At 68.1% G+C, this 24,940-nt stretch carries 22 protein-coding genes; 12 read left to right on the forward strand and 10 right to left on the reverse strand.

Going from position 1 to position 24,940, the window contains the following annotated elements:
• Positions 1-21: 21 nt before the first annotated feature.
• The 4 genes from OXS49_RS02050 to OXS49_RS02065 all read left to right on the forward strand — a co-directional run bounded on the left by OXS49_RS02050 (position 22) and on the right by OXS49_RS02065 (position 5,353).
• Entirely contained in the window at positions 22-735 is a 714-nt protein-coding gene (locus OXS49_RS02050) for a GntR family transcriptional regulator (protein WP_267421321.1), read from the forward strand.
• A gap of 2 nt (positions 736-737) precedes the next feature.
• Positions 738-1,505 carry an SDR family oxidoreductase gene (locus OXS49_RS02055; protein WP_244001471.1) on the forward strand — a complete coding sequence of 256 codons (768 nt, stop codon included), beginning with the start codon at positions 738-740 and terminating at the stop codon, positions 1,503-1,505.
• 156 nt (positions 1,506-1,661) lie between these two features.
• The gene (locus OXS49_RS02060) at positions 1,662-4,613 is read left to right on the forward strand and encodes an FAD-binding and (Fe-S)-binding domain-containing protein (RefSeq protein ID WP_267421324.1); all 2,952 of its coding nucleotides are present in this window, start codon (positions 1,662-1,664) and stop codon (positions 4,611-4,613) included.
• Between the two features lie 59 nt (positions 4,614-4,672).
• Complete coding sequence (locus OXS49_RS02065; RefSeq protein WP_267421325.1) at positions 4,673-5,353, forward strand: GntR family transcriptional regulator; 681 nt, start codon at positions 4,673-4,675, stop codon at positions 5,351-5,353.
• Between the two features lie 21 nt (positions 5,354-5,374).
• On the opposite strand, the gene OXS49_RS02070 is transcribed toward OXS49_RS02065, so the two are convergent.
• Complete coding sequence (locus OXS49_RS02070) at positions 5,375-6,028, reverse strand: GntR family transcriptional regulator (protein WP_267421326.1); 654 nt, start codon at positions 6,026-6,028, stop codon at positions 5,375-5,377.
• 362 nt (positions 6,029-6,390) lie between these two features.
• On the opposite strand from OXS49_RS02070, the gene dctP reads away from it, so the two are divergent.
• The 5 genes from dctP (at position 6,391) to OXS49_RS02095 (ending at position 10,573) form a co-directional block, all read left to right on the forward strand.
• Positions 6,391-7,413 (forward strand): TRAP transporter substrate-binding protein DctP, encoded by a 1,023-nt coding sequence (gene dctP / locus OXS49_RS02075; protein WP_267421328.1) that lies wholly within the window; start codon positions 6,391-6,393, stop codon positions 7,411-7,413.
• Positions 7,410-8,081 (forward strand): TRAP transporter small permease, encoded by a 672-nt coding sequence (locus OXS49_RS02080; protein ID WP_267421331.1) that lies wholly within the window; start codon positions 7,410-7,412, stop codon positions 8,079-8,081. The genes dctP and OXS49_RS02080 overlap by 4 nt, the downstream gene beginning before the upstream one ends.
• Positions 8,078-9,430 carry a TRAP transporter large permease gene (locus tag OXS49_RS02085; RefSeq protein WP_267421334.1) on the forward strand — a complete coding sequence of 451 codons (1,353 nt, stop codon included), beginning with the start codon at positions 8,078-8,080 and terminating at the stop codon, positions 9,428-9,430. The genes OXS49_RS02080 and OXS49_RS02085 overlap by 4 nt, the downstream gene beginning before the upstream one ends.
• 60 nt (positions 9,431-9,490) lie before the next feature.
• On the forward strand, positions 9,491-9,754 hold the full coding sequence (locus OXS49_RS02090) for a hypothetical protein (protein ID WP_267421336.1): 264 nt from the start codon (positions 9,491-9,493) through the stop codon (positions 9,752-9,754).
• A gap of 351 nt (positions 9,755-10,105) precedes the next feature.
• Positions 10,106-10,573: a YbaK/EbsC family protein gene (locus tag OXS49_RS02095; protein ID WP_267421338.1), complete on the forward strand. Its 468-nt coding sequence runs from the start codon at positions 10,106-10,108 to the stop codon at positions 10,571-10,573.
• 10 nt (positions 10,574-10,583) lie between these two features.
• On the opposite strand, the gene OXS49_RS02100 is transcribed toward OXS49_RS02095, so the two are convergent.
• The 4 genes from OXS49_RS02100 to OXS49_RS02115 all read right to left on the reverse strand — a co-directional run bounded on the left by OXS49_RS02100 (position 10,584) and on the right by OXS49_RS02115 (position 15,404).
• A complete protein-coding gene (locus OXS49_RS02100; RefSeq protein WP_267421340.1) occupies positions 10,584-11,396 on the reverse strand; it encodes an enoyl-CoA hydratase/isomerase family protein in 813 nt (270 codons plus the stop codon).
• 23 nt (positions 11,397-11,419) lie between these two features.
• Positions 11,420-12,640 carry a CoA transferase gene (locus OXS49_RS02105; protein WP_267421342.1) on the reverse strand — a complete coding sequence of 407 codons (1,221 nt, stop codon included), beginning with the start codon at positions 12,638-12,640 and terminating at the stop codon, positions 11,420-11,422.
• 7 nt (positions 12,641-12,647) lie between these two features.
• Entirely contained in the window at positions 12,648-13,940 is a 1,293-nt protein-coding gene (locus OXS49_RS02110; protein WP_267421344.1) for an MFS transporter, read from the reverse strand.
• Between the two features lie 213 nt (positions 13,941-14,153).
• Complete coding sequence (locus OXS49_RS02115; protein WP_244001448.1) at positions 14,154-15,404, reverse strand: MFS transporter; 1,251 nt, start codon at positions 15,402-15,404, stop codon at positions 14,154-14,156.
• A 530-nt stretch (positions 15,405-15,934) separates the two neighbouring features.
• On the opposite strand from OXS49_RS02115, the gene OXS49_RS02120 reads away from it, so the two are divergent.
• Entirely contained in the window at positions 15,935-16,867 is a 933-nt protein-coding gene (locus OXS49_RS02120; protein ID WP_267421348.1) for a L,D-transpeptidase, read from the forward strand.
• 35 nt (positions 16,868-16,902) lie between these two features.
• Here the strand turns inward: OXS49_RS02120 and glpX are convergent, their stop codons facing one another.
• The 3 genes from glpX to OXS49_RS02135 form a co-directional block, all read right to left on the reverse strand.
• A complete protein-coding gene (gene glpX, locus OXS49_RS02125; RefSeq protein ID WP_244001443.1) occupies positions 16,903-17,886 on the reverse strand; it encodes a class II fructose-bisphosphatase in 984 nt (327 codons plus the stop codon).
• 196 nt (positions 17,887-18,082) lie between these two features.
• The gene (locus OXS49_RS02130; RefSeq protein ID WP_244001441.1) at positions 18,083-19,399 is read right to left on the reverse strand and encodes a homoserine dehydrogenase; all 1,317 of its coding nucleotides are present in this window, start codon (positions 19,397-19,399) and stop codon (positions 18,083-18,085) included.
• A 109-nt stretch (positions 19,400-19,508) separates the two neighbouring features.
• Entirely contained in the window at positions 19,509-20,195 is a 687-nt protein-coding gene (locus OXS49_RS02135; RefSeq protein WP_267421354.1) for a ceramidase domain-containing protein, read from the reverse strand.
• A 137-nt stretch (positions 20,196-20,332) separates the two neighbouring features.
• Between OXS49_RS02135 and xth the strand changes: the two genes are divergently transcribed.
• On the forward strand, positions 20,333-21,127 hold the full coding sequence (gene xth, locus OXS49_RS02140) for an exodeoxyribonuclease III (RefSeq protein ID WP_244001437.1): 795 nt from the start codon (positions 20,333-20,335) through the stop codon (positions 21,125-21,127).
• A gap of 69 nt (positions 21,128-21,196) precedes the next feature.
• On the forward strand, positions 21,197-21,820 hold the full coding sequence (locus OXS49_RS02145) for a glutathione S-transferase family protein (protein ID WP_267421355.1): 624 nt from the start codon (positions 21,197-21,199) through the stop codon (positions 21,818-21,820).
• A 23-nt stretch (positions 21,821-21,843) separates the two neighbouring features.
• On the opposite strand, the gene OXS49_RS02150 is transcribed toward OXS49_RS02145, so the two are convergent.
• Both OXS49_RS02150 and ilvD read right to left on the reverse strand, forming a co-directional pair.
• Positions 21,844-22,746 carry a tetratricopeptide repeat protein gene (locus tag OXS49_RS02150; protein WP_267421357.1) on the reverse strand — a complete coding sequence of 301 codons (903 nt, stop codon included), beginning with the start codon at positions 22,744-22,746 and terminating at the stop codon, positions 21,844-21,846.
• Entirely contained in the window at positions 22,733-24,463 is a 1,731-nt protein-coding gene (gene ilvD / locus OXS49_RS02155; RefSeq protein ID WP_267421358.1) for a dihydroxy-acid dehydratase, read from the reverse strand. The genes OXS49_RS02150 and ilvD overlap by 14 nt, the downstream gene beginning before the upstream one ends.
• Positions 24,464-24,940: the final 477 nt, after the last annotated feature.

Consider the following 24,940-nt stretch of genomic DNA (forward strand, 5'->3'; position numbering starts at 1 on the left):
CGGTTTCGTCTAGTCTGAGCGATGGAATCCGTGGCGGCTCTGGCCGACCTTCCGCAACTGGACCGGCGAACCCTGACCGACACCGCCTATGCGGCGTTGTCGGACCTCCTGGCTTCGGGGCGGCTGGCCCCGGGCGACCGGCTCTCCCTGCGCCGAAGCGCGGCAGCCTTCGGTGTCTCGGTGATGCCGGTGCGCGAGGCCGTGAGCCGCCTCGTCGCAGAGGGTGTGCTGGAGGTTGCCCCGTCGCGGATCATCCGCGTGCCGATCCTGAGCGCGGAGACGTTCCGGGCCCTTGCCGAGACGCGCATCGCCGTGGAGGGCATTGCGGCCGCGCGGGCTGCGGAGCGCCGGACCGAGACCGAACTCGACGCCATCCGCAGGGCCGAGGCGGCGTTCCGGTCAGAAGCGGAGTGCCGTGAGCCCGATCGGGTCATGGCCGTTCAACTCAACCGCAACCTGCACTTCGCGATCTACAGCGCCTGCCGGTTGGCCCCACTCATAGAGATAATCCGACGCCTGTGGCTGAAAGCCGGCCCGGTCATCAACCTGGATCTGCGCGCCTGCCCGGAGCGGCTGCATCAGGGTTTCGCGCTCCGGCGGCACGCTGCAGCCCTCGCGGCGATCGAGGGGCGTGACGGTTCAGCTGCCTCTGCGGCCGTCGCAGCCGACATCCGCGACGCGGCCGATTTCATCCTGTCCCGCGGCACTCTGCGGACGGAACACGGGAAGGACTGATCATGGAACTCGGATTGGCAGGCCTGCGCGTCCTCGTCACGGCGGGCGCCGCGGGGATCGGGCGGGCGATCGTGGATGCCTTCCATGAGGAAGGCGCCCGGGTCTTCGCCTGCGACATCGACGCGGAGTCCTTGAACGCCCTGCCGGCCGATGTCGGGCGCAGCCGTACCGACGTCGCCGACCGGGTCGCCGTGGCGGCGCTGATGGATGCCGCGATCGATCATCTCGGCGGGCTCGACGTCCTCGTGAACAATGCCGGCATCGCCGGACCGACGGGTCGGGTCGAGGAGATTGCTCCCGAGGCCTGGGATCAGTGCCTGACCGTGTGCCTGACCAGCCAATTCAACTGTGCGCGCCTCGCCGTGCCGCACCTGCGGCAGAGCGCCAACGCCTCGATCGTCAACCTGTCCTCGGCGGCCGGCAAGTTCGGCTTCGCCCTGCGCAGCCCCTACGCGGCGGCAAAATGGGGCGTCGTCGGCTTCACCAAATCCCTTGCCATCGAGCTCGGCGGCGATGGCATTCGGGTCAACGCGATCCTGCCCGGTCTGGTCGCCGGGGACCGTCAGCGCCGGGTGCTGGAAGCCAAGGCCCAGCAACAGGGCACGAGCTTCGCAGAGATGGAGGAGCGCGCCTTCTCGTTCGTCTCGGTCAAGGAGTACGTCACTGCCCGCCAACTCGCGGATCAGATCCTGCTGCTCTGCTCGGAGCGCGGTCGAACGATGTCCGGCCAAGCCATCTCGATCGACGGGGATACGCGAATGCTATCCTGAAAACAGATCTCGATGGTGCGGAGCCTACGGACGAGAACGCCGCCGGAGGCCGCACCGCGCCGGAAGCGCGCAGGTTGCCGGGGGTGACTTCCGAATGGCTGAATTTTGAATACAATCCCGACAAGGTGACTCAGAGTCTCCGGGGAGGATGCCGAATTGACGGGACCGAAGGCGCAGATCGCGACAGCGCCGCGCGCGGCGGCGCGCCGGGATGCCGGACTGGCGCGCAGGCTGGCCGAGCAACTGCAGGGCGAAGCACGCTTCGATGCCTTTACGCGCGGCCGGTACAGCACCGACGCCTCGATCTACCAGATCATGCCGGCCGGCGTGGTGCTGCCGCGTTCCGCCGCAGACATCGCCGCCACGTTGCGGATCGCCGCCGATCACGGTGCGCCGGTGATCCTGCGCGGCGCTGGCACCTCGCAGAACGGGCAGCCGATCGGGTCCGGCTTGGTGGTCGACTGCGCGCGCCACTTCAACGGCGTGCTGGCCTACGATCGGGAGGCCGGCACGATCACGGTCGAGCCCGGCATGGTGCTGGAGCGGCTGAATGCCCGGGTGAAGGCCGACGGCTGGTTCTTCCCTGTCGAGCCGTCCACGGCGACTCGCTGCACCATCGGCGGCATGGCGGGTAACAATTCCTGCGGCGCCCGCTCCCTGCGCTACGGCAAGATGAGCGACAACGTCCTCTCCCTCGACGCGCTGTTTCATGACGGCGAGGCCTTCACGTTCGGCCTGACTGGCAACACGGTGTCGGGCGTGACCGGCTCAGCCCGTGCTGAAGCTCTGGCCGAGCAGGTGCGCACCCTGGCGGACGAGTATCGGGACGAGATCGCGCTCCGCTACCCGAAGGTGCAGAGGCGCGTGGGTGGTTACAACCTCGACGCTCTGATCGAGCCGCGGCCGAACCTCGCGCACCTGCTGGTCGGTTCGGAGGGCACGCTCGCCGCCACCACGGCGGTGACGCTGAAGCTGTCGCGCCTGCCGACCCATCGCGTGATGGGCGTGTGCCACTTTCCGTCGTTCCGCGCCGCGATGGAGACCACGCGGCACATCGTGGCCCTCGATCCGGTGGCGGTCGAGCTGGTGGACAACAACGTCCTCGTGCTCGGCGCCGACATACCGCTGTTCCGGACCACGCTGGCCGATATCACCCGCGGCAAGCCGAACTGTCTGCTGCTCACGGAATTCGCCGGGGACGACCTCGCCGCCCTGAAGCGCGATCTGAAGCGCCTCGAAGCCTGCATGGCCGATCACGGCTATCCGGATGCGGTGGTCGAGATCGTGGAGCCGGCCCGGCAGAAATCGGTCTGGGAGGTGCGCGAGGCTTGCCTCAACATCATGATGTCGATGAAGGGCGACGCCAAGCCGGTCTCGTTCATCGAGGATTGCGCGGTGCCGCTGGAGCACCTCGCCGAATACACCGACGCAGTGACCGCGGTGTTCACCAAGCACGGCACCCGCGGGACTTGGTACGCCCACGCCTCGGTCGGCTGCCTGCACGTGCGCCCGATCCTCGACATGAAGCAGGGGGGCGACGTCGCGAAGATGCGTGCGATCGCCGAGGAGACCGCCGAGCTGGTGCGTCGGTACAAGGGCTCCTATTCCGGCGAGCACGGCGACGGCATCTCCCGCTCCGAGTTCATCGCGCCCCTCTTCGGTGCCGCGATCGCGAAGTGCTTCGAAGTCGTGAAGGACGCCTTCGATCCGGAGAACCGGCTCAATCCCGGCAAGATCGTTCGCCCGCTCGCGATGGATGACCGGTCGCTGTTCCGGTTCAAGCCCGACTACGCGGTGACCCAGCCGATGGAGACGGCCCTCGACTGGTCGGACTGGGGCGGCTTCGGCGCGGCCGTGGAGATGTGCAACAACAACGGCACCTGTCGGAAGCTCGTCGGCGGGGCCATGTGCCCGTCCTACCGGGCGACCCGGGACGAGCAGCACCTGACGCGGGGCCGGGCCAATTCGTTGCGGCTCGCGATGTCGGGGCAGCTCGGCAAGGACGCCTTCACCAGCCCGGACATGAAGCGGACCCTCGATCTCTGCGTCTCCTGCAAGGCCTGCCGGCGGGAATGCCCGACCGGCGTCGACATGGCCAAGATGAAGATCGAGTTCCTGCATCATTATCACGCCCGGCACGGGCTGCCGCTGCGCGAGCGCCTGGTCGCCCTGATGCCGGTCTATGCCGGGGCGGCCGCCCGGCTGGCGCCGCTCCTCAACCTGCGCGATCGGCACCCGGGGCTGGCACGGCTCTCCGAGACGTTCGCGGGCCTCTCGGCGAAACGGACCCTGCCGCGCTGGCGCCGGCCCTGGAGCGAACAGGGTGAGGCCGCCCATCCGGACGACATCACGGGCGATGCCCGCGATATCATCCTGTTCGGCGACACCTTCAACCGCGCCTTCGAACGCGAGAACCTGGAGGCGGCCGAGCGGGTGCTGCGCGCCGCCGGCTATCGCCTGCACCGGGTCTATCCGAGCCGCGGGCGGCGCCCCCTCTGCTGCGGCCGGACCTGGCTCGCCTCGGGCCAGACCGACCGGGCGCGGCAGGAGGCGCGGCGAACCCTGGACGCGCTCCTGCCCTTCATCCGGGCCGGCGCCCGGGTGGTCGGCCTGGAGCCGTCCTGCCTGCTGACCTTCCGCGACGAGTTCGCATCCCTCCTCCCGGGCGCGGACACCGCCCTGCTGGCGAAGCAATCGATGCTGTTCGAGGAGCTGCTGGCCACCGATCTCGCGACGGGGCGGATCGAACTGCCGCTGGCGGATCAGCGCGGCCGCGTGGCCCATCTGCACGGGCATTGCCACCAGAAGTCCTTCGGCCTGATGGGCTCGGTGGAGACCGTGCTGCGGTCGGTCCCGGGGCTCGACCTACGGGTGATCGAGTCGAGCTGCTGCGGCATGGCCGGGGCCTTCGGCTACAGGCCGGAATCGATCGAGACCTCCTTCGCGATGGCCGAGCTATCCCTGTTCCCAGCCCTCCGGGCCGCGGGTCCCGACGATCTCGTGGTCGCCGACGGGACGAGCTGCCGTCACCAGATCCACGACGGCCTCGGCATACACGCGGAACATGTGGCTCGCGTGCTCGATCGGGCTCTCGTGCCTCGACACTGAATTGCCGGACACATAGACAGAGAAGACAGGCAAGCGGCCCTGCCATGCGTCGGGGGACCATGAACAAGATCGAGTCCGGTATCGGCATCCACCGCCGTTATCTTCACGATGAGGTGGCCGACCGGATTCGCGAGCTGATCCGATCCGGCGACATGGAGCCGAAGGCGCGGATCAACGAGGGCGAGTTGACGGAGCGCTTCGGCATTTCGCGGACGCCGCTGCGCGAGGCGATCAAGATCCTGGCGACCGAGGGTCTCCTGGAACTCCTGCCGAACCGGGGGGCACGCGTCGCCAGCATCTCGGATGCCGAGCTCGAGGAGATGATGGAAGTGATCGCGGGTCTCGAGGCCACGGCCGGCGACCTCGCGTGCCGCACGATCGGCGACGAGGAAATCGACGCCATCGTCACGGACCACGTCGCGATGGTGGCGGCCTGGAAGGCGGGCGACGAGGCCGGCTACTTCAGCCACAACCGGCGCATCCACGAGGCCATCATGGCGGCCAGCCGGAATACGGTTCTGGCGAACATCTACGAGAGCCTGTCGGGTCGGATTCAGCGTTCGCGCTACTCGGCCCATCAGACGCCGGACCAATGGGCCCGCGCGGTCTCCGAACACGAGCGCATGATCACGTTCCTGCGCGCCCGCGACGGCGCGTCGCTCGCCGTTCTCATGCGCGAGCATATCCGGGGCAAGAAGTCGGTCATCGCCGCGAATTACGGGGCTGCCGAGGCGGTCTGAAGCACCGTCCTGCGGCTGCGCTCAGGCGGCATTCGGTGCCCGCAGGCCGGCGACGAGATCGGTGAAACGGTCGCCCTGCACGATGACATGGCCGCGCAGCGCGTCGGCTGCCTGCGCCGCATCGCCGGCCAGGATGGCTGCCACGATCGCCTCGTGCTCGGCCAGCGACTGCGGCACACGTTGGCGAACGCGCAGCTGCAGCCGGCGATACGGCGCCAGCCGGCGATGCAGCGTGAGCGCCTGATCGGCCAGGAAGTCGTTGTGGCTCGCCCGGTATACGACGGAGTGGAAGACGTAGTTCTCGGCGTAGTAGGCTTCGGCATCCTCGGCCACCATGGCGGCGCGGCAGCCCGCCAGCGCCGCCTGCAGGGCAGCGGCATCCGCGGGAACGAGCCGCCGGGCCGCGAGCCGCCCGCAGGCCGCTTCGATCTCCGCCATGGTTTCGAACATCGCCAGAAGCAGGTGCGGCTCCGGTGCGCTGACGATCGCGCCCCGTCGGGGTTTCGTCTGGATCAGACCGGTGGCAGCCAGTTGCAGCAACGCCTCCCGGATCGGCGTCCGCGAAACGCCGAACCGGATCGCGAGCTGATTCTCGTCGAGCCGCGACCCGAGGGCGAGCTCGCCGGCGACGATCTCGTCCTCGATCCGCTGCTTCAGACGCTGCGCGTGGCTCATCCCCCGATCCCTTTTCTGCGACCGCCCTTTCAGAGGCCCCACTCTCGCCGTCACCCGAAACGACCGCACGGCGACGCTCGAAAGAGGTCGTCGACGCAGCCTCCACAACACGGACGCAGACCGTTGGCGGCGAAGCGGATTGAAACGCCGTTCTCCCGCGTCAGTGCTTGGTCTGGTGGCGAACCGTACGGTTGACCGATCGAAGCGCGCTTCCGGCGGTAAAAGCCCGGATTGTACCGAAGCGCATTATGCTTCCGCATTGACAAAATATACAAGCCGGTCATTCATGCATACATAGCGACGGTGCAAAGAATGCACCGCACAACAAGTCAGCCGCGTTGTTTGCGGTGCGGGAGAGCAACATGACGCCAACTCGTCGCTCGTTGATCGCTGCAACACTTGCAGCCCCTGCCCTGCTCAGGTTCGGCGTCGGGTCCGCGCAAGCCGCCACCACGTTGAAGCTGTCCCATCAGTTTCCCGGCGGCACCATCGACGAAGGCGATTTCCGCGACCGCATGTGCCGGCGGTTCGCCACGACGGTGGCCGAACGCTCCAAAGGCGCGTTGGAGGTGCAGGTCTATCCCGGCTCCTCGCTGATGAAGACGAACGCCCAGTTCGGCGCCATGCGTAAGGGCGCGCTCGATATGTCGCTCTATCCGAGCCCCTATGCCGGCGGCGAGGTGCCGGAGATGAATATCGGGCTGATGCCGGCGCTGGTGACCTCCTACGCTCAGGCGGTCGCCTGGAAGACCGCGCCGGTGGGCCGCAAGCTCACTGAGATCCTGGATTCCAAGGGCATCATTCTCGTCTCCTGGGTCTGGCAGTCGGGCGGCGTCGCCAGCCGCGAGCGGCCCCTTGTCAGCCCGGCGGATGCCAAGGGCATGAAGGTCCGCGGCGGTTCGCGCGAGATGGATATGATGATGAAGGAGGCGGGCGCCGCCACCCTCTCCATTCCGTCGAACGAATCCTACGCGGCGATGCAGACCGGAGCGTGCGACGCGGTCATCACCTCGTCCACCAGCCTGATCTCGTTCCGCCTGGAGGAGCTGGCCAAGGCGCTCACCTCGGGCCGGGAGCGGTCCTACTGGTTCATGCTCGAACCGATCATGATGTCCAAGACCGTGTTCTCCGGCCTGCCGAAGGACCAGCAGGACCTGATCATGGCGGTGGGCGGCGAGCTCGAGGCCTTCGGTCAGGCCGGCGCCAAGGAAGACGACACCCGCGTCGAGGAGATTTTTGGCAAGGCCGGCGCCAAGGTCTCGCAGCTCGACGAGACGTCCCTCGGGCAGTGGCGCGACCTCGCCCGCGGCACCGCCTGGAAGGACTATGCCGGCAAGAACGCGAACTGCGCGGAGCTGCTCAAGCTCGCGGAGCAGGTCGCGTGAGCCACGGCTTCGACGCCGCCACAGCGCCGCCCGAGGCCCGGGCCGACGAGCCGCGGCTGCCCGGACTGCTGGGCACCCTCGATCGGGCGATGCGTCTCCTGAACCGCGTGATCCTGGGGATCGGCGGCCTCTGCCTCGTGGCGGCCTGCCTCGTGCTGACCCACAGCGTCGTCGTCCGCTACCTGCTGAAGGAGCCGACCGAGTGGCAGGATGAGATGGCAGTGTTCCTGATCATCGGGGCCACCTTCCTGTCGGCAGCCGGCGTCCAGGCCAAGCGCGGCCACGTGGCGATCGAGGCGCTGACCGGCCTGCTGTCGCCGGCCGCCAACCGGGTCCGGCTGCTGCTGGCGGACGTCGTCAGCTTGGTCTTCTGCCTGTTCTTCGCCTGGAAGAGCTGGTCCCTGGATCATGAGGCCTGGACCGACGGTCAGGTCTCGCAATCGACCTGGGGGCCGCCGCTGTGGATTCCCTACACGCTGATGGCGGCCGGCATGAGCCTGCTGTGCCTGCAATTCGCCCTCCAGATCGCCGAGGGCCTCGCCTACGGGCCGCGCGCGGCCGGGTGGGCGAAACCCAAGATCGGGCTCGGCGCCGACCTCAACCAGACCATCGCGCCGGAGGGACCGGACCCGATGGGCCGGACGGTCACCGCGAAGGGTCAACGATGAGCACGGCGGCGATCGGTTTCCTGTACGCGGGCGCCACCCTGGGGGCGATGCTGTCGGGCATCCCCATCGCGTTCGCGCTGGGCTTCGTGGCGTTGGCGTTCATGGTGGCGTTCATGCCGGGCGCCTCCCTCGATACGGTGGCGCAGAACGTCTACGAGGAGATGGCCTCCATCACCCTGCTGTCGATCCCGCTCTTCATCCTGAAGGGCGCGGCGATCGGCCGGTCCAAGGCGGGCCAGGATCTCTACTCGGCCATGCATGCCTGGATGCACCGCATCCCCGGGGGCCTGGGCATCGCCAACGTCTTCGCCTGCGCGCTGTTCGCCGCCATGGCGGGTTCGAGCCCGGCGACCTGTTCGGCGATCGGCTCGGCCGGCATCCCGGAGATGCGCAAGCGCGGCTACTCGCCGGGCTTCGCGGCCGGGATCATCGCGGCCGGCGGCACGCTCGGCATCCTGCTGCCGCCCTCCATCACCATGATCCTGTACGCGGTGGCGGCCGAGCAATCGCTTGGGCGCCTGTTTTTGGCGGGGATCGGGCCGGGTCTGCTGCTCGTGAGCCTGTTCGCCACTTGGTCGGTGATCCGGTTCCGCTCGGAATACGCGACCGCGAGGGCGGTCGTGGAGCGCGGCGGCCCGGCCTCGCCGATCCTGGCGGACGAGCAGTACAGCATGGCGCAGCGCTTCTCGACGCTGCCGCGGGTGCTGCCGTTCGTGGTCCTGCTGACCGGCGTGATGGTGGCGCTCTATGGCGGCTACTCCACGCCCTCGGAGACGGCGGGTCTCGGCGGCCTGATGGCGCTGGCGCTGATCGCTGCGATCTACGGCGTGTGGCGGTTCCGGGACGTCAGCCCGATCCTGACCGCGACGTTGCGTGAATCCACCATGCTGATGCTGATCATCGGCATGTCGCTGCTCTACGCCTACGTGATGAGCTACCTGCACATCTCGCAATCGGCAGCCGCCGCGATCGTGGCGATGCAGCTCTCGCCCTGGGTCCTGCTGGTGACCATCCTGGCGCTCGTGATCGTGCTGGGCTTTTTCCTGCCGCCGGTCTCGATCATCCTGATGACGGCGCCGATCATCCTGCCGCCGCTGAAGGCCGCCGGATTCGATCTGGTGTGGTTCGGCGTGGTGATGACCATCACCATGGAGATGGGCCTGATCCACCCGCCGGTGGGGCTCAACATCTTCGTGATCAAGAACATCGCCCCCGACATCCCGCTCTCGGACATCATCTGGGGCACCCTGCCCTTCGTGCTGCTGATGGCGGTGGCGATCCTGATCCTGTGCCTCGTGCCGGGCATCGCGATGTGGCTGCCGGACCTGCTGCTGGCCACGACGCGATAGGCTGCGGATCCCGGCGACGCTACAGTCGCGTCGCCGGACGCGCCGCGCTATCACCACGGGATGACCGACCTCCGGACCATCCAGATGCTGCACGCGGCCAACGTCATCGCCGAGGACGAGATCGACGCGAGCGTCGAGGCGTTCCTGCAGGGCGCGGTGGCGGAACCCTACCGGTTCCGGAGCGGCCACCGGCTGAATCTCATCAAGGCGGTGCGCAGCCACCCCGGGGCGCAGGAATTCGTCGGGCGGGCGAATGTCGGCACATCGCTGAAGCGCCCCTTCGTCCGGGCGGCGATCCTGCAGGCACGGCCGCTGAAGGATTGATCGGGCATTCGTCCTCCGCATAAGCGCAACCTGCCCCCTCTCCCGTGCGGGAGAGGGCTGGGGTGAGGGACGAGAAGGTTCAGGATCGCGCGCACCGTTAAGGCGCCGACAGGGTGCGCCTCCTCCGGACAGGTCTCAACTCTCACCCGGCTTTCTGCGAAAGCAGACACCTCCTGCACGGGAGAGGGGACCCGCGCCTCGGTCCGCGATGGTGGCGTCGCTGTCGTGTCCCGTGTTGCAACGCGATCGGGCGCAGCTCTAAGCGCTGGACGCGATCACGCCGGCCCGCGATGAGGCTCGGGTGATCGCGCGCGCTTCGCGGGCACGACTGCCCCTGCATGAGAGACACCGATGAGCCTCGATTCCGTCCGGGCGTACTTCGCCGAGAAGGCGCCCGATATCGCGGTCCTCGAACTGGCGACCCGAACCGCGACCGTCGCGGAGGCCGCAGCCGCCCACGGCGTCGCCCCGGCGCAGATCGCCAAGACGCTGTCGATCCGGGTCGGCGATCAGGTCATCCTGGTCGTCACCCGCGGCGATGCCCGGCTCGACAACAAGAAGGCCAAGGCGGTGTTCGGCGGCAAGGTCCGGATGCTGGATCTCGCCGAGGTCGAGGCGGCCACCGGCCACCCGGTCGGCGGGGTCTGCCCGTTCGGCTTGAGCGCGCCGCTGCCGGTCTATTGCGACGTGACGCTCCGAGCCTTCGACGAGGTCGTCCCGGCTGCCGGGAGCACGCACAGCGCCGTGCGGATCGCGCCGGGCCGCATGGCCGACCTGACCGGGGCGACCTGGGTCGATATCTGCCAGGAACCGGGCTGAGCGCGCCGGTTCAGCGCCCGGTCCAGTCCGGCGTGCGCTTGCCGAGGAACGCTTCCATGCCCTCGCGGAAATCCTGGCTCATGTAGCACATGAGGATCAGGTCATCGCCCGGATGCGACTCGCCCTCGGCGGTGGCCTCCTCCTCGGCGAGGCGGCGCAGCCCTTCCTTGGTGGCCTGCATGGTCAGGGGCGCGTGGCCGGCCAGAAGCTGCGCCAGCGCATCGACCCGCGCGGTCAGGGCGGCGCAATCCTCCACGACCTCGCCGACGAGCCCGATCGCCAGGGCCTCCTCGGCCCCGACGAGGCGCGCGGTGAAGATGATGTCCTTGACCCGGGCCGGCCCGATCAGTCCCGAGAGGCGCTTGAGATTACCCTGGCTCAGGCAGTTGCCGAGCGTCCGGGCGATCGGGAAGCCGAACCGGGCGTCGCGGGTGGCGATGCGCAGGTCGCAGGCCGCCGCGATGGCGGCCCCGCCTCCCGTGCAGGCGCCCGCGATCGCCGCGATGGTCGGTACCCGCAGGCGCTCCAGGGAGCCGAGCACCCGGTCCATGAAGCGCTCGTAGCCCAGCGCATCCTCGGCGGTCTTGAAGGCGCGGAACTGCGCGATGTCGGTGCCGGCCGCGAAGGCCTTCTCGCCGGCGCCGGTGATGATCAGCGCCTTCACGGCCGGGTTGTCGGCGACCGCCTCGCAGCAGCCGATCAGGCCCTGATACATCGCGAAGGTCAGCGCGTTGCGGGCCTGCGGCCGGTTGAGCACGATCCGGGCGATGCCGGCTTCGTCGGTCGTGAACAGCAACTCGTCGGTGGCGGGCGTGGCACTCATCGGAACGGTCTCCGGGCGTCGGGTCAGGCGACGGTCTCGCGGACGACGCCCCGCGTGATCAGGCTGTCGATCTCGTCGGCCGTATAGCCGGCCTCGGCCAGGATCGCCCGGGAATGCTCGCCGAGCAACGGGGCCGGCCCGTGGACGCGGCCCGGCGTGTCCGAGAACTTGACGGGAAGGCCCAGCGTCTTCATCCGGCCGACCCGCGGGTGATCGACCTCGACCACCATCTCGCGCGCCCGCGTCTGCGGATCGCGGTGCATGGCGTTGACATCGAGCACCGGCCCGGCCGGGACGCCGCCGGCTTCGAGCCGTGCCAGCCATTCCGCGGAGGAATGCGCCCGGAAGATCGGAGCCAGCGTCGCGGCCAGCTCCTGGCGGTTGGCCATCCGGTCGCGGTTGAGGGCGAAGCGCGGATCCTCCGCCAAGGCGTCGGCACCGATCGCCTTCAGGAGGCGCAGCCAGTTGGTCTGGTTGGCCGCCCCGATGGTGATCCAGCCGTCGGCGGTCTCGAACGCCTCGTAGGGCGCGTTGAGCGGATGGGCCGAGCCCATCGGGCCGGGCGCGATCCCCGTCGCCATGGCGATGGCCGATTGCCAGTAGGTGTGGGTGATGCCGGCCTCGAACAGCGAGGTGTCGACCGCCTGGCCTTTACCCGTCCGGAGCCGGTTGGAATAGGCCGCCAGCACGCCCATTGCGGCGAGGATGCCGGCGGTGATGTCGGTCACCGGCGGCCCGCACTTCATCGGCGGCCGGCCGGGCCCCTCCCCGGTCACCGACATGAGCCCGCTCATGCCCTGCGCGACGAGGTCGAACCCGGCGCGGTCGGCGTAGGGGCCGGTGCGGCCGAAGCCGGAGAGCGAGCAGTAGACCAGCTCCGGGAACTCCTCGCGCAGGGTCTCGTAGCCGATGCCGAGGCGCTCCATCGTGCCGCCGCGGTAGTTCTCAATCAGCGCATCCGCCCCCCTGAGCAGGCGGCTCAGCACCGCGATGCCATCCGGGTCCTTCAGGTTGAGGCTGATCCCGCGCTTGCCGCGGTTCATCATCATGTAGGCAGCGCTCTCGCCCTCAAGGGCGGGCGGGACGGTGCGGCGGGTATCGTCGCCGTCCATCTTCTCGACCTTGATTACCTCCGCGCCCATGTCGGCGAGCATCAGCCCGCAGACCGGGCCGGCCATGATGTGCGCGAGTTCGATCACCCGCATCCCGGCGAGCGGGCCGAACCGTCCGGTCTGTTCCGCCATCGTGGGTCTATTCTCCCGCCGGGACGGTGGCGCTCGGCTGGACCAGCCGCCCGTCCGGCTCCACGAATTCGCGCTCGGGATGCATCGTGAACGCGAGGCCGGCGCCGAGCAGGCAGAGCCCCACCGACCCGATGAACGGCAGCGTCCAACTGCCCGTCAAGTCCACCACCACGCCGAAGACGATCGGCGAGACGATCGCGGCGATCGCCGAGCCGGTATTCATCAGCCCACTGGCGGTGCCGGCATATTTGGGCGCGATATCCATCGGCACCGACCAGATCGGCCCGATCACCAGCTCGGCGAAGAAGAAGCCGGAGGACAGGAGCAGCGCGACCAGGGTCAGGTCGCGGGTGAGCAGCACGCCCGCCAGACTCGCGGCCGCACCCAGGAACCCGACCACGATCACCGACAGCCGGGCGCGCTTCACGTTGCCGGTCCGGTGCAGGATCGCGTCGCTGAGGACGCCGCCGACCGTGTCGCCGATCACGCCGGCGAAGAACACACCCGAGGCGAACAACGCCGAGTTCTTGAGATCGAGGCTGTAATTCTCCTTGAAGAAGCTCGGAAGCCAGCCGAGGAACATCCACAGGGTCCAGCCGTAGCAGAAATACGTGATGCTCACCGGCAGCATGCGCCGGGTCAACGCGCCCCACGGCACGGTCTGCTTCGCGCCGACCTTTCGGGGTGCGGGCAGCGTGTCGAGCTCAGCCTGGGTGATCGCCGTGTGTTCGGACGGGTCGTCGCGGAAATACAGGTACCAGACCGCGACCCAGATGAAGCTCACCCCACCCAGGATCACGAAGCTGGTGCGCCAGCCGAAATGATAGATCAGGTAGGCGACGATCGGGGGCGCGACTGCGTTGCCCAGCCGCGCGAAGGCGTGAGTGATGCCCTGCGCGAAGCCGCGCCGGCCCGGGGCCGTCCAGTTCTGCATCGCCCGCGTCGCGGTCGGGAAGGTCGCGCCCTCGCCGAAGCCGAGCAGGACCCGGGCGAGGAACAAGCTCACCAACCCGCCGACCATCCCGGTCAGGATCGTTGCCATGGCCCAGATCAGGCCGCAGACCAGCAGCGTCCGCCGGGCGCCGAACTTGTCGCCGACCGACCCCCCGATCACTTGGAAGATCGCGTAGGGGTAGGCGAAGGCCGACAGGATCAGGCCGAAATCGGTCTTCGACATGCCGAAATCACGGATGATCTCGGCGCCCGCCGTGGCGATGTTCACCCGGTCCAGATAGGTGATGAAATACATCACACAGAGCAGGCCGAGCACGCCATTCGTGGCGCTTACGCGCTTCGCCATCGACCGTTCCTTCCCATAGCGGCGTTGCCGCTGCCGGCCGCCCGGCGCCTCAACCTGCAGTTGGGCGCTCTCTCGTAATGCATTATTCAAACGCTTCGAGAGGCGAATGGCAACCCGGAATTACGCCGTGTCCGGGAATTGACGATGGGCGCTTCAAAAGAAACGGGGGCCGCGAGGGCCCCCGTTCCGGGTTGGTCGATCGTGGCGGCCGGCTCAGGCGGTGGCGGGCTGCAGCTGTCCGGACGCTTCGGCAGGCGCCGTACCGAGCGCCTTGCCGCGTGGCCCGACCCAGCGTCCGACCCATTTGCGCTGCCAGAGGGCAAGGCATCCCAGCACGATCGCGGTGAACGCCGCGTAGCCGATGAAGCCGTACGAGAACGAGCCGGTATATTGCTTCGACAGGCCCATGACGTTCGGCAGGATCGCGCCGCCAAGTGCGCCGACTTCGCCGATCATCGAACCGGCGACCGCGGTGTTGTTGGGCCAGCGCAGGGGCACCAGCTGGAACAGCGCGCCGTTGCCGGCTCCGAGCGCAGCGAAGCACAGCATGAACAGGATCGTGGTCAGCGCCAGCGACGGGGTCGCGGTGAGCGACAGGAACGTCGCGATGGCGGCGAGCAGCACCACCGACAGCACCGCGATCCCGCCCATCCGGTCGGCGAAATAGCCGCCGACGATCCGGATCCCCGAGCCCATGAAGGCCGCCAGCATGGTCAGCCGGCCGGCCTCGACCTTGGTCACGGCGAACTGCTCGTAGAAGAAGGTCGGCAGGAAGTTCGACAGCCCGACGAAGCCGCCGAAGGTGATGACGTAGATCAGCGAGAAGGCCCAGCCGTCCTTGGTGAACAGGCAGGCGATGTGCTCCTTGAAGGACTGGTGCTCGGTGTCCGGCGGCTCCTTCGCCAGCACGATCATGACCACAAGCGGCAGCAGCATCACGACGCCTGCGAAGGCGTAGGTCGTCTGCCAGCCATAGGCCTGCGCCAGCGGCGGGGCGAACAGCACGGCCAGCACCGTCCCGGAATTGCCGGCGCCCGCAATGCCCATGGCGAGCCCCTTGTGCTCAGGCGGGAACCAGCCCGAGCCCAGCGACAAGGCAACGCCGAAGGACGCACCGGCGATGCCGAGCAGCACGCCCATGGCGAGCACGTCGCTGTAAGAGGAGACGAAGAGATAGCCGTAGGCCATCGCCAGCATGATCACGCTCATCTCGGTGATCGCAGCGTTCTTGCGGCCGATATACTGGGCCAAGACGCCGAGCGGGAAGCGCATCAGCGCGCCCGCCAGGATCGGCAACGAGATCATGAAACCGGTCTGCGCCGGCGTCAGCTTGTAGGTCTCTGTAATGAACGGACCCATGGCACCGTTCAGGACCCAGATCGCAAAGCAGAAATCGAAGTAGAGGAATGCCGCGAACAGAGTTGGGGGGTGCCCCGACTTCATTACCGTCTTGAAGCTGGCCATAGGGGTGCTCGTCTATAGTGGGCGAACCGCAACGCGGTCGCTCATGCCGGGGGATCCGGACTCACACCGTCCGCTATTTGGAGCGTCGTTGCTCCATGGCCGCAGCAGGCGCGGCTTCCTCCGCAATGCAGCAAGCGTGCCAGATCGCACGCTGCGGTGGTGGCGACCTCCAGAGGGCGTACGCCTACATGCCGATCGCCATCCGGGCGTGACGGTGCCGCTCCCGAAGGCAAAGCTGCCGAGTAAACGGGCGCCGCACCACCTCGCGGACCGACCCTCTCGGATCCTGCGCAGGCTTCGCGGATCGCCGGTCTTGGGTCCGTCAGCTCAGAACGCGATCACCGTAGCGGCACAACGGCAACAGTACCCCGGAGAAGAGCATTGCAGACTGCCCGACACCGGCAACGCAACTTGGCGGCGACACCGGATATTTGCTAAGTCACGGACTGAGCTGGGCCACGTATTCGTGCCAGCCCGCTCGATCGCGCGCCGCCACGCCTTGCGGTGTCGCCATCTAAGGAAATCGTTGCATGTCCGCCCCGATCCGCCGCCTTTGTCTGGCCGGCCTTGCCGCCCTCGCGTTGACCGCGACCGCTCATGCCCAGGGTCGCGGCCCAGTCGCCGAATCCGGCATCGACGGCTTCGGCGATGACGGCCAACTCTATCAGGATCAGAACGGCGCGCTCTATGTGCGGCGCGGCGGTCGCTACCTGCCCTATACCGGACGCACGGACATCGTTCGCCCGGTGCCGGCCGCACCGGCCGCACCGCCCCCGGCGGCCGATCTGGAGGCAGACCCGACCCAGCCGGCCCGGCCCGGCAGTGCCGCGGGTGCTCCGGGGCTTTCGCCCCTGGAAGCCGCGAAGGCCAAGGCCGTTCTGCGAGCACCGGACAACGAGCCGATCGATTACGCGAAGGCTTACGGGCCGGTCACGGACGACGTGTTCCCGATTCAGGCTTTCAACTACAAGAAGATGAACCCGGCGTTCCTGCGCCAGGAGATCGCCTACAACGGCCCGTATGAGCCCGGGACAATCATCGTCGATCCGCGGGCGCACCAACTGACCCTGGTCCAGGAAAACGGCCGGGCGCGCCGTTACGGTGTCGGCGTGGGCAAGCAGGGCTTCGCGTGGTCGGGCAACGCGATGGTCAATTCCAAGCAGGCTTGGCCGGATTGGTACCCGCCGAAGGAGATGATCGCCCGCAGCCCGAAGCTGGCGAGCGAGGTCGACAAGCTTCAGAGCGGCCTCGGCGTCGCCGGCGGCCTGCGCAACCCGCTCGGAGCCCGCGCCATGTACCTCTGGCAGGGCAACAAGGACACGCTGTTCCGCATTCACGGCACCCTTGAGCCGTTCTCGATCGGCAAGAGCGTCTCGTCGGGCTGCATCCGGATGATCAATCAGGACGCGATCGACCTGTTCAGCCGCGTCACGGTCGGCAGCAAGGTGGTGGTGCTGAACTGATCCCGCTGTGGTTCTGGGCGCCGATGATCGGTGCTTCAGACCAGACCGCGCCGATGCTCGCCGAGGATCCGGCGGACGGTGCCGGCCTCGGAGCGGTAGACGACGGTCTCGGTCTGGATCCGGTCCGGCCGGAAGCGGACGCCCCGCAGCAGCGCGCCATCGGTGACGCCGGTGGCTGCGACGATCACGTCGCCGCTCGCCAGATCGGTGAGATCGTATTTCCGGTCGAGATCCACGATCCCCATCTCGGCGGCCCGGCGGCGGCGTTCGGCCGTGTCGAGGATCAGCCGTCCCTGCATCTGGCCACCGATGCAGCGCATCGCCGCGGCGGCCAGCACGCCCTCTGGGGCCGCGCCGATCCCGAGATAGAGATCGATGCCGGTTTCCTCCGGGCTCGCCGTGAAGATGATCCCGGCGATGTCGCCATCCGAGATCAGGCGGACTGCGGCTCCGGCTTCCCGTACCTCGGACACGAGTGCCGCGTGACGGGGCCGGTCCAGGATCAGTGCGGTGATCTGCCGGGGATCGACGCCCTTGGCACGGGCGAGCGCGCGGACATTGTCGGTGGGGCTCGCATCGAGATCGACCAGGCCGGCCGGGTAACCCGGACCGATGGCGATCTTCTGCATGTAGACATCGGGGGCCGCCAGCAGGGAGCCGCGCTCCGCCATCGCCATGACGGCGATCGCCCCGGGCATATCCTTGGCGCAGAGCGTCGTGCCTTCGAGGGGATCGACGGCGATGTCCACCTCGGGCCCCTCGCCGCGACCGAGCTGCTCGCCGATGAACAGCATCGGCGCCTGATCGCGCTCGCCCTCCCCGATCACCACGGTGCCCCGGACCGGCAGACCGTTGAGTTCGTCGCGCATGGCATCGACCGCGGCCTGATCGGCGGCCTTCTCGTCACCCTTTCCACGGAGGCGGGCGGCCGCGATGGCAGCCCGCTCGGTCACCCGGGCGAGCTCCAGGGCGAGCATGCGCGGCACCCCACGGGAAGCGGGTATCTGAGTGTCGGCCATCGTTTCCTGCCTGTGTCCGGGTCCGATCTGTGTCGGATCCCGATCTAAACGCCGTCGGGCGAGCGACGTTCAGCCTAAGCGCCGTTTCGGGCGAGCCCATAAACTACGTTACGTCGGCGCATCGGATCGTTTCGCCGGGCTCGCCGATCGTCATCGCTTGGCCGTCCGGTCTCGCGCGGGCGACGATCGTGGACCGTTATTCGCGCTCGATCCGGATCACCTGTGGCGGCTCGGCCAGCAGCCCGTCCGCATCGATGGCATCCAGCGCGGCGCGGATGCTGCCTTCCGTGGCCGCATAGGTGATCAGCACCAGCGGAACCGGCCGGCCCGAGCGCCCGCGCGGATCAGAACCGCCGCCCTCGGTGCGGCGCTGCAGGATGCTCTCCAGCGAGATCTCGCGCTCGGCCATCCGCTGCGCGACGCCGGCCGCGACGCCCGGCCGGTCGTGGACCGTGAGCCGGATGTAGTAGCCGCCCTCGTGGCGCTGCATCTCGACGCGCTCGCTCGCGCGCATGGCGGCAGACGGAATGCCGAACGTCGGCCGCACGATGCCGCGCGCCACATCGGCGATGTCGGCCAAGACCGCGGAGGCCGTCGCCTCCCCGCCGGCGCCCGGCCCGATCAGGGTCAATTCGCCGACCGCATCGGCATCGACGGTGACCGCGTTGGTGACGCCCATGACCTGGGCGATGGCCGAAGATTTCGGCACCATGGTGGGATGCACGCGCTGCTCGATTCCGGCCTCGGTCGCCTGCGCGACGCCGAGCAGCTTGATCCGGTAGCCGAGCTCGTCGGCCATGCGCAGGTCGAGGGGCTGGACGCGGGAGATCCCCTCCACCGACACGCCCTCCGCGTCGATGGCGGTGCCGAAGGTGAGGCTCGTCAGGATCGCGAGCTTGTGGGCGGTGTCGAAGCCTTCGACATCGAAGGTCGGATCCGCCTCCGCGTAACCCAGCGCCTGCGCATCCTTGAGGCAGGCCTCGAAGGTCAGGCCCTCGCGCTCCATCCGGCTGAGGATGTAGTTGCAGGTGCCGTTGAGGATTCCGTAGACGCGCGACACGGCGTTGCCGGGCAGACCCTCCCGCAGCGTCTTGATCACCGGGATGCCCCCGGCGACCGCCGCCTCGTAGGCCAGGGCGACGCCGCGCGCCTCGGCCAAAGCCGCGAGCGCCGCGCCGTGACGGGCGAGCAGCGCCTTGTTAGCGGTCACCACCGGCTTGCCGGACTCAAGGGCCGCTTCGACGACGGTCTTGGCGGCGCCCTCAGCCCCGCCGATCAGCTCGATGACGACGTCCACGGTGCCGGACTTTGCCAGGGCGACGGGATCGTCGAACCACGCAATGCCCGTTAGAACGAGGCCGCGGTCACGGTTCCTGTCGCGCGACGAGACTGCGGTAACCTGCAGATCGAGTCCCGCGGCGGCCAAGGCCGTCCGGCGGCGTTCCACCATCCGGACCACGGACGCACCGACGGTGCCGAGCCCGGCGATCCCGAGGCGAAAACTCACTGGCATGACCCCTTCCGTGCCCGGACGACCGCGAGAAACCGGGCGCCCGATGCGGCGCTCTTCTGCAAGAAATCCGGCCGCGCCGCAAGGAAACCGCCTGCATGGCGGGCGCAGCTCAACCGACGGTTTGGCGATGCCGGATGGCCGTCGCCACCAGGGCGTACAGCACGGCGGCATTCAGCAGATGCCACAGCGCGTGGGTTCCGGTCGGCAGGATCGTGCAGACGGATCGGTCGAGGGTCCGTGCGGTGAGCGAGACCAGGAACAGCACGCCGATCCCGGCGAGTCGCCGTCCGGTGCCGGTGATGCGCTCCTCCGGCCGTCCGATGGTCGCGGCGGCCATCCCGAACAGCGCGACCAGAGCGGGCAGGTAATCGATGGAGCCGTTGCTCACACCCGCGACGTCGAGTCCGGTGAGGCGTTCGAGGACGGGCGTCAAGCATAGGCCGAACAGGGCGAACGCCGCGGTCATGCTGACGACCGCAACCAGGGGGAGGCGCAGGTACCACCGGAGCGCGAGGGCGAGATACGCGTCGATGAACAGCGCGATCGGAATCACGTCGGCGAGCATCGACCAGAAGACCGCCAGCGTGTGGAACAGGAACGAGCCGATTCCGACAACCGCGACGAGGCCCGACAGGGCCAGTCCGGCGCGATCCGGCGGGGCGGTTCGCGCCGCGCGGCGCGCCCCTGCTGCGGCGGCAATCAGGAAGGCGGCGTTCGAGAGGGCGTTGACCGGTTCGGCCCAGACTTCGCCGCCGGTCCGCTCGCAATAGGCCCGCACGGGTTCGAACCAATCCATCCGGCGACCTCGGAATGCTTCGTTTGCCAAGAGACCGGCACCGCGACGGGCACGAATTGCGAATCTGGCACCGGGCCGGCCTTGCCAGCGCGCCGCGAAGCGCGGATGACGGCCCTGCGGCGATCGGATGCGAGGCGATGCGGATCACGACCTGGAACGTCAATTCGATCAAGCAACGGCTCCCCCACCTGCTGGCGTTCCTCGACGAGGCCAAGCCCGACGTGGTCTGCCTGCAGGAGCTGAAATGCCAGGACGACGCGTTTCCCAGGGCGGAGGTCGAGGGCGCCGGCTATGCGGTCGAGACGCTGGGCCAGAAGGCCTATAACGGCGTCGCCCTGCTGGTCCGCGCGCCGCTGGCGATGACCGAGGTCCGGCGCGGCCTTCCCGGCGATACCGAGGACGAACAGGCCCGCTACATCGAGGCCCTGATCTCCGGGGCCGACACGCGGCCGGTCCGCGTCGCCTCGATCTACCTGCCGAACGGCAATCCCGTGGACAGCCCGAAATACCCCTACAAGCTCGCCTTCCTGGAGCGCTTGCGGCTCCATGCGTGCGCGCTGATGCAGGACGAGAATGCGGTGGTGCTGGCGGGCGACTACAACGTCATCCCCGATGCCGCCGACGCCGCTGATCCGGAGGCGTGGCGCTCGGATGCGCTGTTCCTGCCGCAGAGCCGCATGGCGTTCCGCGCGCTTCTTGCCGAGGGCTACACCGACGGCCTTCGGGCCTGCGACCCGCGCGACGGGCTCTACACGTTCTGGGACTATCAGGCCGGCTGCTGGCAGCGGAACGCGGGCATCCGGATCGACCACCTGCTGCTCTCGCCCCAGGCCGCCGACCGCCTGGTCTCGGCCTCGGTGCAGAAACACCTGCGCGGGCTGGACAAGCCGTCCGACCATGTGCCGGTCACGGCCGAATTGTCGGCAGGCTGACACGGCGCCCTATGTAAGCGGTGGGTCGCGGCGCTGAAGCGGCCGCGTCCACCAGCATGGGAGTTCCGCTTGATCGTCTACGGTACCGGTTATTCGCCCTACGTCCGCAAGGTTCTGGTCTCGCTGGTCGAGAAAGGCGTGTCGTACGAGCACAAGCCCTTGATGTTCCACGACCCCGATCGGGACTTTCAGGCCTGCAGCCCACTCGGGAAAATCCCGGCCATCGAGGATGACGGATTCCACCTCGCCGATTCTTCGGCCATCCTCTGGTACCTGGAGCGCAAGCACCCGAGCCCGACTCTGGTCCCGACCGATCCGAAGGCCCTCGGCCGCGCCGTCTGGTTCGACAAGTTCGGCGACACCGAACTCTTCGGCAAATTGATCGTGCCGTTTGTCGAGCGGGTGCTCAAGCCCAACATGAAGAAGCAGCCCACCGACGAGGCCGCGGTGACCAAGGCGCTCGATACGGATCTGCCGCCGCTCTTCGACTATCTGGAGGGTGAGATTTCCGGACCGTATCTGGCCGGGGATGCCTTCAGCATCGCCGACATCTCGATCGCGACCGGGTTTTACAATTTCCACTTGGCGCAGGCGCAGGTCGATTCCGGCCGTTGGCCCAAACTCGCGGCCTATGTCGAGGCCACGCTGGCGCGGCCCTCGTTCCAGACCGCCCTGGAGGCGCGGAAGGGCTGAGGCCCGGCCGAAGCCGGCGGCGTTCAGCGCCGCCGGCGGATCGAACCCACGGTCTGGAGCTGGGTCTGCGCCTCGGTGCGGTCGTCCTCGGCGGAGGCGGCCCAGTTCTTGTCGAACAGCGCGACGATCCAGTCGTCCTTGCGGCCCTCCGCCCCCTCCCGGGCCAAGGATAGCCACATCAGGCCCTTCACGCGCTGGATCGGCACCCCGCCGAGGCCGTTGATCAGCATGTCGCCGAGCAGAGCCTGGGCGGGATGATGCCCCTTCTCGGCGGCGAGGTTGAACCAGCGCGCCGCCTGCCGGGGATCCGATTCGACGCCGGTGCCGTCGAGGTAGAGCCGGGCCAGATTGTACTGCGCGTTGGGGTCGCCGTAGTAGGACGCCGCGTAATTGAACATATCGTAGGCGCGCTCGGGGTTCGGGCGCACGTAGGTACCCTTGATTCCCTCAAGGAAGTAGGTGCCGAGCGCCGTGAACGCGCTGCCGAGTACCGCCGAGTTCTGCGGATCGGGCCCGTCATCGGTGCTGGCATCGGCGATCCGGGAAAAGAACTCGAACGCCTTCAGGTCGTCGTGGGGCACGCCGTCGCCATCGGCGTACATCCGGCCGAGCTTCCACAGGGCCAAAGCATGACCCTGGCCGGCGGCATATTCGAGCGCCCGGGCGGCACCCTGCTTGTCGCCGGCATTGTACTCGCGCATCCCGGCGCGGAGCGCGTCCTTGGCCGAGCGATAGGCCTTGTCGGCCACCGGCACCGGGATGGGTGTCCGGATGTTGGCGTCGAGGGCGCGCGGCGCATCGGTCGGCACGGCCAGCAGGACCAGGGCCCAGCCGGCAAGCGCAGCTTTTCCGACGATCCGGAACCGACTGGGATCGGCCCCGGCCGGCGCCCTGCGCCGACTGAGGTCAGTCCTAGACGTCCGCATAGCTCTGCGTCTCCTTGGCACCCCCTGGGTGCGTGACGGCGCCGTAGAGCGCCGAGCCGACGCCCTGCGCGTATTTCCAGAGATAGCCGGAGGTCGCGGTGTTGCCCCGGGGCGTCCAGGCCTTGCGCCGTTCGGCCAGCTCCTCGTCCGACAGGGCAACGCTGAGCGTGCCCTGGATCGCGTCGAGGGTGATGATGTCGCCGTCGCGGATCAGCCCGATCGGGCCGCCGACCGCGGCTTCCGGCCCGACATGGCCTACGCAGAAACCGCGGGTCGCGCCCGAGAAGCGGCCATCGGTGATCAGCGCGACCTTGTCGCCCATGCCCTGGCCGTAGAGGGCCGCAGTGGTCGACAGCATCTCGCGCATCCCGGGGCCGCCGCGCGGACCCTCGTAGCGGATGACCAGAACCTCGCCTTCCTTGTAGGTGCGGGACTGGACGGCCTCGAAGCAGGCCTCCTCGCCGTCGAACACGCGGGCCGGACCGGTGAAAACCTGCTTCTCGGCCGCCATGCCGGCGACCTTCACGATCGCACCCTCCGGGGCGAGATTGCCCTTGAGGCCGACGACGCCGCCGGTGGGCGTGATTGGCCGGTTGGCCGGATAGACCACGTCCTGATCCGGGTTCCAGGTCACCCGGTCCATGTTCTCCGCGATGGTCCGGCCGGTCACCGTCAGGCAGTCGCCATGCATGAAGCCGTGATCGAGCAACGTCTTCATCAGCAGCGGGATGCCACCGACCTCGAACATGTCCTTGGCGACGTAGCGGCCGCCGGGCTTCAGATCCGCAATGTACGGTGTGCGCCGGAAGATTTCGGCCACGTCGAACAGTGTGAACTCGATGCCGCACTCGTGCGCGATCGCCGGCAGGTGCAGGGCCGCATTGGTCGAGCCGCCGGAGGCGGCGACCACGGTTGCGGCGTTCTCCAGGGCCTTGCGGGTGACGATGTCGCGCGGGCGGATCTGCTTGGCGAGCAGCTCCATCACCTTCTCGCCGGCCGTGGCGCAGAACTTATCGCGGATTTCGTAGGGCGCCGGCGCGCCCGCCGAGTAGGGCAGCGCGAGGCCGATCGCCTCGGAGACGGTCGCCATGGTGTTGGCGGTGAACTGCGCGCCGCAGGCGCCCGCCGAGGGGCAGGCGACCTGCTCCAGCTCGTCGAGATCCTCCAGGCTCATGTCGCCGACCGCGACCTTGCCGACCGCCTCGAACAGATCCTGGACGGTCACCGGCTTGCCGCGGAACGAGCCCGGCAGGATCGAGCCGCCGTAAATGAAGATCGACGGGACGTTGAGACGAACCATCGCCATCATCATCCCGGGCAGCGACTTGTCGCAGCCGGCCAAGCCGACCAGTGCGTCGTAGGCGTGGCCGCGCATGGTCAGCTCGACCGAATCGGCGATGACTTCGCGGGACGGCAGCGAAGCGCGCATGCCGCCATGGCCCATGGCGATGCCGTCGGTCACCGTGATGGTGCAGAACTCGCGCGGCGTCCCGTGTGCGGCGGCGACACCCTTCTTCACCGCCTGCGCTTGGCGCATCAGCGAGATGTTGCAGGGCGCGGCTTCGTTCCAGCAGGAGGCGACACCGACCAGCGGCTGATGGATCTGCTCGCGGGTCAGCCCCATGGCGTAGAGATAGGAGCGGTGCGGAGCGCGATCCGGCCCCTCGGTCACGTGGCGGCTCGGCAGCTTCGACTTGTCGTTCAAACGCGTCACCATGAACCCGGACACAGCCTTCGCACCACCGATCCCGAGCGGGTGCGAAGGACCGCGGCGCGTCGCTATCTGCGATGCGCCGGAACCGTCATCCGCGTGCTCGGAAAACCTCGTTCGTTAACGGTAAAGCGTTGTCGAAATTGCCGTTTACCGCGGATGTTGAGGTGGGCCCGGACTATGGCGGGATCGCGGCGTTTACGGGCAGGTCTCGGGGCGGATCCGGGATCGTTTTACGGTGTTGCGACCCCGCCACAGCCACGCTTCAGCGCTTTTCGCGAACCGGTGAAAGGTTAAAGATTCAACCCATTCGGCAAATAGATTGCCACGGCGTTCTAAATGACAGGGCGGGTTCGGGTGTTGTTTTTCCGCCCATCTAAACTTCTATCGAAGAAATTCTGGAAATAATAACTTAAATTATATTTGAGTAATATTTTAGTGAGAGTCAAAGATTTTGATAATACAGTAAATCTGTGACGGATT

The organism is Methylobacterium sp. GC_Met_2 (genome assembly GCF_026540795.1).
Classification (GTDB): domain Bacteria; phylum Pseudomonadota; class Alphaproteobacteria; order Rhizobiales; family Beijerinckiaceae; genus Methylobacterium.

Bases quoted from the DNA above. Each gene is read 5' to 3' on its own strand.
- OXS49_RS02050 (WP_267421321.1), top strand. From the start codon at position 22: ATGGAATCCGTGGCGGCTCTGGCCGACCTTCCGCAACTGGACCGGCGA.
- OXS49_RS02055 (WP_244001471.1), top strand. From the start codon at position 738: ATGGAACTCGGATTGGCAGGCCTGCGCGTCCTCGTCACGGCGGGCGCC.
- OXS49_RS02065 (WP_267421325.1), top strand. From the start codon at position 4,673: ATGAACAAGATCGAGTCCGGTATCGGCATCCACCGCCGTTATCTTCAC.
- OXS49_RS02070 (WP_267421326.1), bottom strand. From the start codon at position 6,028: ATGAGCCACGCGCAGCGTCTGAAGCAGCGGATCGAGGACGAGATCGTC.
- dctP (WP_267421328.1), top strand. From the start codon at position 6,391: ATGACGCCAACTCGTCGCTCGTTGATCGCTGCAACACTTGCAGCCCCT.
- OXS49_RS02085 (WP_267421334.1), top strand. From the start codon at position 8,078: ATGAGCACGGCGGCGATCGGTTTCCTGTACGCGGGCGCCACCCTGGGG.
- OXS49_RS02090 (WP_267421336.1), top strand. From the start codon at position 9,491: ATGACCGACCTCCGGACCATCCAGATGCTGCACGCGGCCAACGTCATC.
- OXS49_RS02095 (WP_267421338.1), top strand. From the start codon at position 10,106: ATGAGCCTCGATTCCGTCCGGGCGTACTTCGCCGAGAAGGCGCCCGAT.
- OXS49_RS02100 (WP_267421340.1), bottom strand. From the start codon at position 11,396: ATGAGTGCCACGCCCGCCACCGACGAGTTGCTGTTCACGACCGACGAA.
- OXS49_RS02105 (WP_267421342.1), bottom strand. From the start codon at position 12,640: ATGGCGGAACAGACCGGACGGTTCGGCCCGCTCGCCGGGATGCGGGTG.
- OXS49_RS02110 (WP_267421344.1), bottom strand. From the start codon at position 13,940: ATGGCGAAGCGCGTAAGCGCCACGAATGGCGTGCTCGGCCTGCTCTGT.
- OXS49_RS02115 (WP_244001448.1), bottom strand. From the start codon at position 15,404: ATGGCCAGCTTCAAGACGGTAATGAAGTCGGGGCACCCCCCAACTCTG.
- OXS49_RS02120 (WP_267421348.1), top strand. From the start codon at position 15,935: ATGTCCGCCCCGATCCGCCGCCTTTGTCTGGCCGGCCTTGCCGCCCTC.
- glpX (WP_244001443.1), bottom strand. From the start codon at position 17,886: ATGGCCGACACTCAGATACCCGCTTCCCGTGGGGTGCCGCGCATGCTC.
- OXS49_RS02130 (WP_244001441.1), bottom strand. From the start codon at position 19,399: ATGCCAGTGAGTTTTCGCCTCGGGATCGCCGGGCTCGGCACCGTCGGT.
- OXS49_RS02135 (WP_267421354.1), bottom strand. From the start codon at position 20,195: ATGGATTGGTTCGAACCCGTGCGGGCCTATTGCGAGCGGACCGGCGGC.
- xth (WP_244001437.1), top strand. From the start codon at position 20,333: ATGCGGATCACGACCTGGAACGTCAATTCGATCAAGCAACGGCTCCCC.
- OXS49_RS02150 (WP_267421357.1), bottom strand. From the start codon at position 22,746: ATGCGGACGTCTAGGACTGACCTCAGTCGGCGCAGGGCGCCGGCCGGG.
- ilvD (WP_267421358.1), bottom strand. From the start codon at position 24,463: ATGGTGACGCGTTTGAACGACAAGTCGAAGCTGCCGAGCCGCCACGTG.